We start from the raw sequence: 13,902 nt of genomic DNA on the forward strand, positions 1-13,902 counted from the left end.
GGCGGGCCGGCGCTCTTTACCGATCGAGCGGCGGCCTGATCGCAATGGCCCCGACCGTGGTGCCGTGCGTCATCCTCGGCCTGCCCTGGTACGCGGGAGCCCTCGGCTTCCTCCTGACCGGTGGGACCCCAACGCCCCTCCCCTGCCGCCCGCCGCACCCCGATCCGGATGCGGCGGGCGGTCCGCGTGTTTCGAACCTCAACCCGAGTTGTGGCCGAGCAGCAGGAGTTCGCGCCCCGCCGAGGCGTGGCCGGCAACAGCTTCCATGGCCCCGCCGCTCTGCAGGTCGGAGGCCACATGCAGTTCGCACCGCTGGCCGAACAGACCGCACCTCGTCTTGTCCGCAGCTGCCGGCGGTGAGCTGTCGCCGGCAGCTGTGCGTGCCACGGGCGGGCGTTGTCGGGCTCTGTGCTAGAAGGTCAGGTTCCAAGCGTCGATCTTGCCCGTGTCGGAGGCTGCGTTGTCGTTGACGCGCAGCTTCCAGGTGCCGTTCGCGACCTCGGCGGAGGCGTTCACGGTGTAGGTCTGTGCGATGTTGTCGGCGCTGCCGCCGGAGTGGTTGTGCAGCGTGTAGACGGTGCCGTCCGGGGCCACCAGGTCGACCTTCAGGTCACCGATGTAGGAGTGCTTGATGTCCACACCCACCTTGAGGGTGGCCGGGGCGTTGCCGGTCACACCCGTGACGGTGATCGGGCTCTCCACGGTCGCGTTGTCGTTGATGGCGAAGTCCGCAAGGTTCTCGAAGTACTTGCCGGGCGGCGGGGTGGTCCCCACGGCCTTGAGCGCGTCGACCTGGCCCTCGCCGAAGAACGAGTTGTTGGCCGTCGTGCCCGTGCAGCGGCTGTCCGAGGGGCAGGCGATGTCGTTGGCCTGGGCGGCCAGCCTGGCGCGCAGGTCCGCCGGGGTGATGCCCGGGTTGGCGCTGGCGATGAGTGCCGCCACGCCCGCCACGTGCGGGGTGGCCATCGAGGTGCCGCTCTTGCTGCCGTAGCCGCCGCCGGGGACGGTGGAGTACACGTTGCTGCCCGGCGCCGCGATGTCGATGACGCCCTGACCGTAGTTGGAGAACGAGGCCTTCGTGACGCCCGTGCCGTTGGCCGCGACCGTGACCACGCCCGGCAGTTCGGTCGGGATGTCGAGGCAGGCGTTGGTGATGGTGCGGGTGACCGGCGTCGAGTCGTTCGGGCTCGCGGAGTCGGTCGTCTTGTGGGCGAGGTCGTAGTTCTCGTTGCCCGCTGCGGCGACCTGGAGGGAGCCCTTGCTCTCGGCGTACTCCTGGGCGCGCTTGACACCTTCGATGATGGCGGCCTGGTCGATGTTGTCCGGGCAGTTGAACTGCCACGGATCGGTGTAGTAGCTGTTGTTGGTGACCTTGAAGCCGTGGTCACCGGCCCACACGAAGCCGCAGATGGTGTTCTCGGCGAAGAAGAAGGAGTTGCCCGGCTCGGCGACCCGGACCGCGGCGATCTTCACCCCGGGAGCCACGCCGACGACGCCCTTGCCGTTCTTGGCCGCGGCGATGGTGCCCGCCACGTGGGTGCCGTGCGTGTCGACGTCCCGCCAGGCGCCGGCACGGGTGTCGGGCTTGCCGTAGGCGCAGGAGACCGAGTCGGCCGCGTCGAAGTTGGGCGCCAGGTCCTGGTGCTGGTCGTCCACACCGGTGTCCAGGACGCCGACCGTGACGGAGGCGGAGCCCGGGTTCACGGCCCAGGCCTGGTCGGCCTTGATCTGGCTCATGTCGGCGCGGACCGGTTCTCCGGCCGGGGTCGAGGCCTGGGCCGGATTGGCCGGGAGTGCCGGGGTGTAGGCGTCGGCCGGGACGTCCGACGTGCGCGTGGCGCCGACCTGCTGCACGCCGGCGACGCTGCGCATGGTGGCGGCGAATGTGCTGGACGTCGAGTGGGCGACGATCACGCCGATGGCGTCGAAGTTCGAGAAGACGGTGCCGCCGTTGGCCGCGATCGCGGAGCGGACCGTCGAATTGTCACCGGGGGCGGTGATCACGAGGTAGGCGCGCGTGCCGGCCACCCAGGCCGCACTCGGGGAAGCGGTCGCGGCGGCCGGGCCGTGGGCCTTGGCGGCCGGCGCGGTGGAGGGGACGACCGGGAGCGTACCCGCGAGGGCGCCCGGGGCGCCGAACGCGAGGGCGGCGCCGAGCGTGGCCGCCAGCACCAACGTGCGTCTCGGTCGGCTGGATATGTGGGGTATCAATGCGTCCTCCGAAGACGGCCCGGCCGCGCTGAAGGCACCGGCCGGGCCGTACGAAACCAGTGGTGGGTGCAAGATGTCAGGTGCATGCCCTTGCGGGGAAGTACCTTTCCGTACAGGGGCGTAGCGGAGGCATGACTGAAAAGCGACGTACTGTGTGCCAGCATGGCGGCGCGGGCGTAGGGGCCCGCCGTAGACGGGATGTCGAGGAGTTCGCCGCGGTGGCGGGCGACGGGAGCGATGGACACGCCATGGTCGCGGCCGACCGGGGCGCGGCGACCGGCTCGTTCAACGTAGGCGTCTCGTCCGGCGACGCGCGTTCGGTCCCGGGTCAGGTTCCGCGCCAGTTCGGGGCGGCTTCGTCGGTCGGTCTGCGGGTCGTGAGTCGTCTTCCGAGTCACCGAACGGGTGGCGGTGGCGCGGCCCGCGTACGGGCGATTGAGGCTGCGTCGTCAGGAGCCTCGGTCAAAGCCCTGGGAGAATACGAGATGGGTTCAACGCGCCGTAGGTGCACTCGCAGGTCGAGGATGTCGAACCGGTTACACGAACCGGACAGGTCGTGGAACTGTTCGGGTTCAAAGACGTCGTCCGGGGCGAACGCACAGTACAGCAGGCTCTCTTCGCGTATGACGGCGCTGATCACGTCCCCGAACGGGTCAAAGACCAGCGGCACTCCCCTCGCACTGTCCTCGGCAACCCGCGCCGCCTCCTCGCCCAGGGTGCTGAGCGCTTGCGCCGACTGCTCGCCGAAGACGGATGGGACGCCCGCATTGAAGACCCTGGCCGCGAAGGAGTGGGCGCCGACGCGGCTGCGGATGGCGTTCTCCAGGCCGCAGTTCTTGCCTGCCGAGTCGGGATCACGGGTTGGCCGTATCGGCGGGTAAGCCGAGGTGTGCACCTGCTCGGCTTCGGTCATTCAGCGGGTAGCGGGCGATTTTTTGTGCAGCGCTCCAGGCGGTCCACCCGTCGGTTGGGACTCAACGCGGAGGGCTCGGACATCGTCCGTAGTAGGGCCTCACGGTGCCGGCAAGCTGCGCTGGATTGACCGCAACCTCCTGATCGGGGCCTCGTCGGTGAATCCCGTGGTCGGGCAGCCGGCTGACCAGCATCCCCGCATGGACTCACGACGATTCGCGTACGACAAGCTCGGTGGGAAGCGTGACGCGCCGACGCGGCTTGTCACGATCGTCGATCTCCTCCAGGAGGATGTGGGCGATCATGCTGCCGATCTCCTCGACGGGCTGGCGCACGGTGCTGAGGGGCGGATTGGTGTGCCGGGCAATGATGGAGTCGTCGAATCCCACCACGGCCACGTCGTCGGGGACCCCCCTCCCCTGCCTGCGCAGCTCTGCCAGCGCCCCCGCCGCCATGACGTCCGAGGCAACGAACAAGGCGTCGAGCTCGGGGACCCGTTCAAGGAGTGAACGCATCGCCGCCGCCCCGCCCTCCTCGGTGAAGTCGGCCGAGGCCACGAGCCGGTCCCCGGCCTCGTGCCCCGCCTTCTCGAGGGCCTCGCGCCAGCCCTGGAGCCTGCTGCGCGCTACGTCCATGTCAAGCGGTCCGCTGATGGTGGCGACGGTGCGCCGCCCCCGCGCGAGGAGGTGGTTGACGGCCGTCGCCGCCCCGCCCGCGTTGTCGGAGTGCACATGGCTGAGCGACTCCTCGGAGGAACGGCGTCCGGCGAGCACCGTGGGCAGTCCCATGTCCTCCAGCAGCCCCGGCAGCGGGTCATGCTCGTGCACCGAAACCAGCAGCACCCCGTCGACACGTCGTTCGGCGACCGATTCGGTGAGCTGGTCCCGTTCGGCCTGGTCGCGGACAAGCACCAGTTGGAGCTGCGTGCGGGTCTCCGCAAGGGCCGTGCTGACACCGCGGATGACTGCCGAGAAGTAGGGCTCCGAGCCCAGCCTGCTCTCCGACTCCGGGATCACCAGGGCCACGGAGTTCGTCCTGCTCGTCTTCAGCCCCCGGGCAACCGAGTTCGGGACGTAATTCAGTTCCGCGATCGCCGCGAGCACCGCGGCCCTCGCCTTCTCACTCACGAGTTCGGACCCGTTGATGACTCGTGAAACCGTGGTGCGTCCGACACCGGCGCGCGCGGCCACGGTGATGATGGTCGGGCGTTGCCTCTCCCCCACGACGCCTCCCTCGCTCGGCGATGCCCAGACGGCTTCCACCTGCGCATTGTGCCAGACCCGCAAAGAGCGCCCTCGGGGTCCGGGGGCGGGCTCGCGACATCTTTCGGCAACGAAGTGGATTCAACTTCTTGACAGGCGCCTTGCGCGGCGACCAGGCTGCGGACTCCCGAGTGGGCACGTTCCCACCCTGGATTGGGAACGTACCCACCGGACAAATCGCGCCTGCGGAGCGAGGCCGTGGGGCCCGAACTCCGGTGCGTCAGCGCCGCCGCTTGGAGGACGAAATGGACAAGTTCCGAAGGAAGTTGCGTACGAGAGCCGTAGCCGCCGTGTCGGTTGCGTCGGCACTCGGTCTGGTCGTGGGCTGCGGAGGCAGTGACGGTGGAACCGGCGGGGGGAAGAAGGACGGCAAGGTCACCATCACCATGGGGCTCTTCGGCGTCATGGGCTTCAAGGAGACCGGCCTGCTCGACAAGTACATGCAGGAACACCCGAACGTCGTCATCAAGGCGGACGTCGCGGGCGACGAGCAGACCTACTACACCGCCCTGCAGACCCACTTGGCCGCCGGCAGCGGGCTCAAGGACATCCAGGGCATAGAAATTGGTCGGGCCAAGGAACTGTCCGACACCCAGAAGGACAAGTTCGTCGATCTGGCAGGCGTGGCCGGCACGGATCACTTCCTTCCGTGGAAACAGAGCCAGGTCACCACCGCGGACAAGAAGGTCATCGGCCTCGGCACCGACATCGGCCCCATGGCGGTCTGCTACCGCAAGGACCTCTTCGAACAGGCCGGCCTGCCCACGGACCGCGACGAGGTCGCCAAGCTGTGGGAGGGCGACTGGTCCAAGTACGTCGACGCGGGCAAGCGGTTCAAGCAGAACTCGAAGGACGACAAGGTCGCCTTCATGGACAGCTCCAGCGGCCTGTTCAACGCCATGATCTACGGCAACTCCCAGCAGTTCTACGACAAGCAGGGCGAGCTGATCTACGCCACCAACCCCGTCGTGAAGGACGCGTGGAAGCTGGCCTCCGAAGCCGCCACGTCCGATCTGACCGCCAAACTCCGCCAGTTCCAGCCCGGTTGGGACCCCGGACTGGCCAACAGCACCTTTGCCAGCACCGTCTGCCCGGCATGGATGCTCGCGCACATCAGCGAGAAGGCGGGACCGAAGAACAAGGGCAAGTGGGACGTCGCCAAGGCGCCCAAGGGCGCCAACTGGGGCGGCTCGTTCCTGGGCGTGATGGAGAAGAGCCCCGTCAAGAAGGAGGCGCAGGAGCTGGTCGCCTGGCTCACCGCACCCGAACAGCAGGCCTACCTCTTTGAGAAGATCGGCAACTTCCCCTCGTCGCAGACCGCGTTGGAGATGCCCGAAGTCGTCGATGCCAAGTCGGACTACTTCAGCGGCGCCCCGATCGGGAAGATCTTCGGAGCCGCGGCCCAGGAGATCCCCGACGAGCAGGTGCTCGGCCGCAAGGACGGCACCATCAAGGACATCTTCTCGCAGGGCCTGACCTTGATCGAGGCACAGAACAAGAGCCCGAACGAGGCGTGGAAGACCACTGACGAGCGCATCAAGAAGGCCGCCGGCTGACCCAGGGCCGTCGCCCGCCTCCCCCGTCGCCCGGCGCCCCACGCGCGGCCCGTGTGGGCCGCCGGGCCCCCGCCCGCCTCACCACCCGTCCAGGAAGGACGCCTTCCGGTGGCCATCTCCACCTCGACACCCCCAGACACCGCGCCCGGCATCGGCGCGGAGCGTCAGCGGCGCCGCACGCTGCTGCACCGCCTCGACGTCCGGGGTGCGCCGTACGCCTTCATCGCCCCGTTCTTCATCGTCTTCGCCGCCTTCAGCTTCTACCCGCTCATCTACACCTCATGGATCTCCCTGCACCGCGTCGAACTGTCGACCCTGAACCTCATGGAGTGGGTCGGCTTCGACAACTACACGGCGCTGTGGGAAGACGACCGGTTCTGGAACGCGCTGCTCAACACCTTCACCATCGGCGTCCTGTCGACCGTGCCCCAGCTGCTGATGGCGCTCGGCCTGGCGCACCTGCTCAACTACCGGCTGCGCGGCTCGACGTTCTTCCGCGTCGCCGCCCTGACGCCGTACGCCACCTCGGTCGGTGCCGCGGCCCTCGTGTTCACGATGCTCTTCGAGCGCGACTTCGGCATGATCAACTGGGGGTTGAGCCTGTTCGGTGTCGACAACATCGACTGGGAGAACAACAAGTGGGCCGCGCAGACGGCGATTTCCTCCATCGTCATCTGGCGCTGGACCGGCTACAACGCCCTGCTCTACCTCGCGGCGATGCAGGCGATCCCCCGCGACCGCTATGAAGCCGCGGCCATCGACGGTGCCTCGCGATGGCAGCAGTTCCTCAAGGTCACCGTCCCCGGCATCCGCTCCACCATCGTGTTCACCATCGTCCTGTCCACGATCGGCGCGACCCAGCTCTTCGGCGAACCCCTGATCTTCGGCCAGGGCCCGAACGGCATCACGGGAGGAGCGGACAACCAGTACCAGACGCTGGGTCTGCTGCTGTACGAGGAGGGCTGGAAGAACTACCAGATGGGCCGGGCCGCCACAGTCGCCTGGGCGATGTTCCTGCTGCTCATCCTCGTGTTCGTCGTCCAACGAATCGTCCAGCGCATCACCACGCGCAGGACCTGACCGGGAGATCTCCATGACCACAGACAGCATCCCGGTCCAGGCGACGGACGTACGCCCCGAGGCCGCGCGCAAGACCCGCAAGGCCACCCCGTCCGGTGCACGACGCCGGCAGCTGTTCCGGCACCCGGGTGCCGGACGTCAGCACCACGCGGGTCCCGTCGCCTACATCCTGCTGGGGCTCGCGGCGCTGCTCTCGCTGTTCCCGCTCTACTGGACGATGGTGGCGGCGTCGACCGACAACACGCGCGTCACCCAGACGCCTCCGCCCTTCCTGCCCGGACCTCACCTCCTGGAGAATCTCGGCAAGGCCTGGCAGGACGCCGCGCTGGGCAAGGCCATGCTCAACAGCCTGATCGTGGCAGGTGCCATCGCCCTGTCCACGGTGCTGTTCGCCACCCTCGCCGGCTTCGCGTTCGCCAAACTCCGCTTCAAGGGCCGCAACATCCTGCTGATGCTCGTGATCGGCACGATGATGGTGCCGCCTCAACTCGGCGTCGTACCGCTGTTCATGATGATGACGGAACTGGGCTGGGGCCAGAAGCTCCCCGCCGTCATCTTCCCCACCCTCGTCAGCGCCGTCGGCGTCTTCTTCATGCGGCAGTACCTGTCCGAAGCACTGCCCGACGAACTCGTCGAGGCCGGACGGGTGGACGGTGCGCACTCCCTGCGCATCTTCTGGAGCATCGTGCTGCCGATCGCGCGGCCCCCCATGGCCGTGCTGTTCATGATCACGTTCGTGCACGCCTGGAACGACTTCTTCTGGCCCTTCATCGTGCTCGACATGACCAATCCGACCGTGCCCGTCGCCCTCACCCAGCTCAGCGCGGGATATGTGCGCGACCAGTCGCTGATCATGGCGGGCGCTCTGCTCGGCACGCTGCCTCTGCTCGCTCTCTTCGTCGTCTTCGGCCGTCAGATCGTCGGCGGAATCATGCAGGGAGCCGTCAAGGGATGAACGCCCTGCCGACCTCCAGCTGCCATGGTCCTTCGCCGCCGCCACGCTGCCGTACCTCTCCCACCCTGCCCCGCATCTGAAAGGACCCCTGTGACCACCGCCATCCGACGCGTCGCGCCCGCCCCGTACAACAGCGCCGTCCGCAGATTCCCGCAGGGATTCACCTGGGGCACCGCCACCGCCGCGTACCAGATCGAGGGTGCCGCCGCCACAGACGGACGCACGCCTTCGATCTGGGACACCTACTCGCACACGCCCGGCAGGGTGCGCAACGGTGACACCGGGGACGTGGCCACCGACCACTACCACCGCTGGCGCGAGGACGTCGAGATCATGGCCGACCTCGGAGTGAGCGCCTACCGGTTCTCCCTGTCGTGGCCACGCGTACAGCCGACCGGCCGCGGCCCGGCCGTCGAGAAGGGACTCGACTTCTACCGCGCTCTGACCGACGCACTGCTGGAAAAGGGCATCGAACCGGTGGTCACGCTGTACCACTGGGACCTGCCGCAGGAGTTGGAGGACGCCGGCGGCTGGCCGGAGCGCGCCACCGCTGACCGGTTCGCCGACTACGCGGCTCTTGCGGCGCATGCGCTGGGAGACCGGGTGAAGACCTGGATCACCCTCAACGAGCCCTGGTGCAGCGCCTTCCTCGGATACGGCTCGGGCGTCCACGCGCCCGGGCGCACCGACCCGGTCGCGGCCCTGCGCGCGGCGCACCACCTCAACCTCGCCCACGGCAAGGCCGTCCAGGCGCTGCGCGCCGAACTCCCCGCCCACGCACAGGCGTCCGTCACACTCAATATCCATCACGTCCGCGCACTGACCGAGACAGCGGAGGACGTCGACGCGGCCCGGCGGATCGACGCACTGGCCAACCGCGTCTTCACCGGCCCTCTCCTGGAGGGCCAGTACCCCCAGGATCTGCTCCACGACACAGCGCGCCTGACCGACTGGTCGTTCGTACGGGACGGCGACACCGCCGCGATCCACCAGCCGCTGGACTTCCTTGGCGTCAACTACTACACGCCCACCCTCGTCTCCGCCGCTCGGGGCGAGGCCGGCCATGGCTCCGACGGCCACGGGATGAGCGACCACAGCCCCTGGCCGGGCGCCGACGACGTCGCCTTCCACCGACCGCCGGGCAACACCACCGCGATGGGCTGGGCGGTCGACCCAAGTGGTCTGTACGACCTGCTGACACGGCTCGCTGCGGACTTCCCCGCGATGCCTCTGGTGATCACCGAGAACGGGGCCGCGTTCGACGATTACGTGAATCCGGAAGGCGAGGTGGCCGACCCCGATCGCATCGCCTATCTCCAGGGCCACCTGGCCGCCGTGCACCGGGCGATCGTGGCCGGCGTCGATGTCCGGGGCTACTTCCTGTGGTCCCTGCTGGACAACTTCGAGTGGGGTTACGGCTACAGCAAGCGCTTCGGCGCCGTCTACGTCGACTATCCGACCGGCACCCGCATCCCCAAGTCCAGCGCGCGGTGGTACGCCGACGTGATCCGCGCCAACGCCCTGCCCACCCTGCCGGAGTAGAGCCACGGGAGCCGGTGAGCACGGGAAGAGCCGCACCGCCGACGAGACGGCGAGGGCCTCATCACCGGCCCCGTGGTGACGGCTCCGCGATCGGCACGGAAAAGGCGACATGCTGGGTGCCCGGAGTGACAGGGGAGGCTGGCCGGTCAGCGCTTCGGCGGCCGGCCAGGCCCGCAGCCTCAACCGGCGGCAGCAGTGGCCGCGGCCGGAGGCTCCACAGGCCGCGGCCGTCATAGCCGTCATGGCCGTCGAGCGCCCGGCTACGGCTCCTTCGTACACGACCGTCATGAGCGACACGGTGAAGAACCTGTTCGAGGTGCCGGAGGGGCCCCTTCGCGGGCAAGGCCAACAGCGGCGCCACCTGAACCAACGACATCAGCCACGGTGACCTGGTCCGCAGCAACCCCGACCAGACCATGACCATCGACGTCGGCCGGGGTTCCTGCCTTTCTCAAAGAAGTTTCCGGCTCTCGGCAACCCTGTGCGGGGCCTGTGACCACAGGGAGTCGGAGATCCAGCCGTTCCGGAGCCTGGATCCGCCTCACCTCTGGTGAGAGGCATGCAAGGAGAGCGAACCCCCCATGAACAACCCCACGAACGGCGGGCGCCGCGGGCGTCATCGCCGTCGCTGGACTGCCACCGCTGTACTGCTCGGCGTGCCCGCCGCCGTGGTGCCGTATCTGCTGTTCACGCAGGAGGACTCGCAGGCCGCGACGGTCGACGGCGATGCCTACTACCGGCTGGTCTCCGTGCGCAGCGGCAAGGTGCTGGACGTCAACGGCTTCTCCACCGCCGACGGCACCCGCATCCAGCAGTGGACCGACCAGAGCACCGCCAACCAGCAGTGGAGGCTGAAGCCCGCCGGGGGCGGCTACTACGAGCTGGTGAACCGCAACAGCGGCAAGGTGCTCGGTATAGCAGGCGATTCGACCGCGAAGGGAGCCGTCGCCGAGCAGCAGACCGACAGCTCCGCCACGTCCCAGGAGTGGCGGATCGAGAAGGTGAGCGGTTCCGACGCCGTCACTCTCACCTCGCGCAAGAGCGGCCAGGTCCTGGACGTCTCCGGAGGCTCCACGGCCGAGGGCGCGGCGGTCGTCCAGTATCCCGGCCACGGGGGCGTCAACCAGCAGTGGAAGCTGGTGAAGACGGGCTCGGCGCAGACGGCCGGGGCCGACGGGGCGCGGACCACGGCCGCGGCCGGACCGTATGTGTGGAAGAACGCCCAGGTGGTGGGCGGTGGTTATGTCACCGGGCTGGTGTTCAACCCGCGCCAGAAGGGTCTGCTGTACGCGCGCACCGACATGGGTGGCGCCTACCGCTGGGACACCGGGGCCGAGCAGTGGATCCCGCTGACCGACTGGATCGGCGAGAAGGACTGGAACCTGCTGGGCATCGACTCGGTGGCCACCGACCCCGTCGACCCCAAGCGGCTCTACCTCATGGCAGGCACCTACACCAACGACTGGGCGGGCAACGGCGCGATCCTGCGCTCCACCGACCAGGGCCGCACCTTCAAGCGCACCGACCTGCCGTTCAAGGTGGGCGGCAACGAGGACGGCCGCGGCGCGGGCGAGCGGCTCGTGATCGACCCCGCGGACAACCGCAACCTGCTGCTGGGCAGCCGCAAGAACGGCCTGTGGCGCAGCACCGACCACGGCGTGACATGGAGTCAGGTCTCCTCGTTCCCTGTCAAGGACGGCGCGGGCAGCGGCGCGGGCATCTCCTTCGTGACCTACGGCAAGGCCGGCAGCAAGACGATCTACGTCGGCGTCGGCGACAGGTCCACCTCCCTGTACCGCTCCACCGACGGCGGCAGCACCTGGCAGGCCGTCTCCGGGCAGCCCACCGGCCAGATGCCGCAGCACGGCGTGCTCTCCGGTGACGGCTCGCTGTACCTGACGTACACCAACAACCTCGGACCCAACGGCGTGACGGGGGGCTCGGTGTGGAAGTACACGCCGGCCTCCGGGACGTGGAAGAACGTCTCCCCGTCCCAGGGCGACTACGGGTTCTCCGGTCTGGCCGTCGACCCGCGCAAGCCCGCCACGGTGATGGTCACCACCCTCGGCCGTTGGTGGCCCGAGGACGAGATCTACCGGACCACCGACAGCGGCAGGACCTGGAAGGCCCTGGCCGACAAGTCGAAGCGCAGCGCCGCCGCCGCCCCGTACGTCGGCACCCACACCGGGCACTGGATGACCGCTCTGGCCATCGATCCCTTCAACTCCGGGCACGTGTTGTACGGCACCGGCAACGGCATCCTGCGCAGCACGGACGCCGACGCCTCCGACACAGGCGGTACCAGCCACTGGAGCATAGGTGCACGGGGCCTGGAGGAGACCGCGCTGATCGACGCGATCGCCCCGCCCGGCGGCGCCACCGTCGTCACCGCCATGGGCGACCAGGGCGGCTTCCGGCACGACGACCTGACCAAGGTGCCGGCCGGCCGGCTGAGCAACCCGATGATGACCAACAGCACCGACATCGACTTCGCCCAGTCCAAGCCCTCGATGATGGTCCGCGTCGGCCGGGGCGGCGCGCAGGACGGCGCCTACTCCACCGACGGCGGCCGCACCTGGGACGGTTTCACGTCAGAGCCGGTGCCCAGCGCCCAGGACGGCCACATCGCGCTCGCGGCGGACGGCTCCAGCATCGTCTGGACCGAGGCCGGCCAGGCCCCGTACCGCTCGACCGACAACGGGGCGACCTGGTCGCGGGTCGGCGGCCTGGGCAATGACGCCGTGGTCGTCGCCGACCGCTCCTCGGCCAGGACCTTCTACTCGCTGTCCGGTGGCACGCTGTACGCCGGCACCGACGGCGGCGCGACCTTCACCGCCCGCGCCGGCAACCTGCCCTCCGGCAAGCTCACGGCCGCCCCCGGCATCGCCGGTGACCTGTGGATCGCCGGCCAGGGCAAGGGGCTGCTGCACTCCACCGACGGTGGCCGGACCTTCACGACGCTCAACTCGGTGCAGTCCGCCTCCGCCCTCGGCTTCGGCAAGGCCAAGCCGGGCACCGGCTACCAGGCGCTGTATCTGATCGGCACCGTCAAGAACGTCAACGGTGTCTTCCGCTCCACCGACAAGGGCGCCACCTGGGTCCGCGTCAACGACAAGGCCCACCAGTGGGGCGCCATCGGCAGCGTCGGCGTCATCACCGGCGACCCGGACGCCTACGGCCGCGTCTACGTCGGCACCAACGGACGCGGCCTGCAGTACGGCACCCCGTCGTCCTGACGCACTGCCCCCTCCGGGGGCGCAACAGCCGAAGGCCCACCCCGGCCGCACGCCCTCACACAGCGTCGCGGTCGGGGGTCGTTGATGGAGCGGCCTCGGTCGGCAGGGCGTCGATGCTGGAAACGCCCTGGCTGATCCACCAGAACCCACGCCTGTTCGGGGAATTCGTCACCGGTGCGTCACAGGTCGGCGTGCGAGAGAACTGCCGGCCCCACGGTTCTGTCTGGATCGACGGGGCGGCTGGGAGCCGCACTCCGGACAACTGGGACTTGGGGGACGGCATGCGGTATGTGAACGCGATGCGCCATGCGGCGGTAGCGGTCGTCGTGGCTTCGGCGACTCTGGCGGTGACGGGGTGTCAGCCCGGTGAGGACGATGCGGGCACCGCAGGAGGCGGCGTCGCCCCGTCCGGGGCCGTCAGCACAGCGACGCCGTCCGTCTCCCAGCCCGCGCCCACCGCCTCCGCACCTTCGGCATCCGCTCCCGGTTCGGCAGCTACGTGCGCCGCGGGCAGTCTGAAAGTGACCGCCCGTCAGGCCACCGATCGGCCGGCCGGTACGGGTACCGGGGCAGCCGTCGTCGAGTTCACCAATGTGTCCGCACGGACATGCATCCTCAAAGGCCACCCCGCCGTGGCCGGCGCCGGGAACGGCTCTCCCGAGATGAACGTGCCGCTCACCGTCAAACCGACCGGAGCCGCGGCAGTGGTGAAGGTGCTGCCCGGCGGCAAGGCGTGGGTGAAACTGACGTTCGTACAGGTGCAGGGAGAGGCCGACGGATACTGCGTATCCGGTTCGGCACCCGTGGTGTATCCCACGATGGTGGTCCGGCTGCCGGGGTCCGGAGCGCACCAGGTGGCCCTGGACGACGGACAGTTCGCCGAGTGCGACGACACCGTGACCGTCACCGCCGTATCAGCTGTCGAGCCTTCCTGACCGATTCCAGGCGCAACAGGCGTAGCCGGCACGGGGAGATGGTCGGCACTGCGTGACCGCCTGGCTGACGAGGCACCCCTGGGAATGAGGTGCGGGCGACGACTTCGTGCTGGATAGAGGAATGCCGCCCTTGGCTCTTCACCGCCCGCAGCGGCGCCTCGCGCGCCGAGTGGTCGTCCAGGCCGGACAGGTTGGCAGCCCTGCCCGGCCTCT

Annotated in this window: 10 protein-coding genes and 1 pseudogene; 7 read left to right on the plus strand and 4 right to left on the minus strand. The window is 69.0% G+C overall.

Going from position 1 to position 13,902, the window contains the following annotated elements; translation table 11 throughout:
• Window positions 1–198 precede the first annotated feature (198 nt).
• The 4 genes from DI272_RS44090 to DI272_RS00875 form a co-directional block, all read right to left on the minus strand.
• Window positions 199–387 carry a hypothetical protein gene (locus DI272_RS44090; protein ID WP_146238296.1) on the minus strand — a complete coding sequence of 63 codons (189 nt, stop codon included), beginning with the start codon at window positions 385–387 and terminating at the stop codon, window positions 199–201.
• Window positions 388–411: 24 nt separating this feature from the next.
• Window positions 412–2,172, minus strand: a complete 1,761-nt coding sequence (locus DI272_RS00865; protein WP_109493220.1) for a S8 family serine peptidase — start codon at window positions 2,170–2,172, stop codon at window positions 412–414.
• A gap of 433 nt (window positions 2,173–2,605) precedes the next feature.
• Window positions 2,606–3,124 carry a hypothetical protein gene (locus DI272_RS00870; protein WP_109493221.1) on the minus strand — a complete coding sequence of 173 codons (519 nt, stop codon included), beginning with the start codon at window positions 3,122–3,124 and terminating at the stop codon, window positions 2,606–2,608.
• Window positions 3,125–3,329: 205 nt separating this feature from the next.
• Window positions 3,330–4,346: a LacI family DNA-binding transcriptional regulator gene (locus tag DI272_RS00875; protein WP_109493222.1), complete on the minus strand. Its 1,017-nt coding sequence runs from the start codon at window positions 4,344–4,346 to the stop codon at window positions 3,330–3,332.
• Window positions 4,347–4,630: 284 nt separating this feature from the next.
• On the opposite strand from DI272_RS00875, the gene DI272_RS00880 reads away from it, so the two are divergent.
• From DI272_RS00880 to DI272_RS00910, 7 genes and pseudogenes are all read left to right on the plus strand, one after another.
• Window positions 4,631–5,941 carry an extracellular solute-binding protein gene (locus DI272_RS00880; protein WP_109493223.1) on the plus strand — a complete coding sequence of 437 codons (1,311 nt, stop codon included), beginning with the start codon at window positions 4,631–4,633 and terminating at the stop codon, window positions 5,939–5,941.
• Window positions 5,942–6,049: 108 nt separating this feature from the next.
• Complete coding sequence (locus tag DI272_RS00885) at window positions 6,050–7,021, plus strand: carbohydrate ABC transporter permease (RefSeq protein WP_109493224.1); 972 nt, start codon at window positions 6,050–6,052, stop codon at window positions 7,019–7,021.
• Between the two features lie 13 nt (window positions 7,022–7,034).
• Window positions 7,035–7,976, plus strand: a complete 942-nt coding sequence (locus tag DI272_RS00890) for a carbohydrate ABC transporter permease (RefSeq protein ID WP_109493225.1) — start codon at window positions 7,035–7,037, stop codon at window positions 7,974–7,976.
• Between the two features lie 90 nt (window positions 7,977–8,066).
• The gene (locus DI272_RS00895) at window positions 8,067–9,518 is read left to right on the plus strand and encodes a GH1 family beta-glucosidase (protein WP_181387041.1); all 1,452 of its coding nucleotides are present in this window, start codon (window positions 8,067–8,069) and stop codon (window positions 9,516–9,518) included.
• 329 nt (window positions 9,519–9,847) lie between these two features.
• Window positions 9,848–9,946, plus strand: a pseudogene (locus tag DI272_RS45025) (non-reducing end alpha-L-arabinofuranosidase family hydrolase); the annotation flags it as partial.
• A 153-nt stretch (window positions 9,947–10,099) separates the two neighbouring features.
• The gene (locus DI272_RS00905; RefSeq protein WP_109493226.1) at window positions 10,100–12,754 is read left to right on the plus strand and encodes an RICIN domain-containing protein; all 2,655 of its coding nucleotides are present in this window, start codon (window positions 10,100–10,102) and stop codon (window positions 12,752–12,754) included.
• A gap of 281 nt (window positions 12,755–13,035) precedes the next feature.
• Window positions 13,036–13,689 carry a DUF4232 domain-containing protein gene (locus DI272_RS00910; RefSeq protein ID WP_109500607.1) on the plus strand — a complete coding sequence of 218 codons (654 nt, stop codon included), beginning with the start codon at window positions 13,036–13,038 and terminating at the stop codon, window positions 13,687–13,689.
• Window positions 13,690–13,902: the final 213 nt, after the last annotated feature.

Origin of the sequence: Streptomyces sp. Act143 (assembly GCF_003143935.1) — a bacterium.
In the GTDB taxonomy this organism is placed as follows: domain Bacteria; phylum Actinomycetota; class Actinomycetes; order Streptomycetales; family Streptomycetaceae; genus Streptomyces.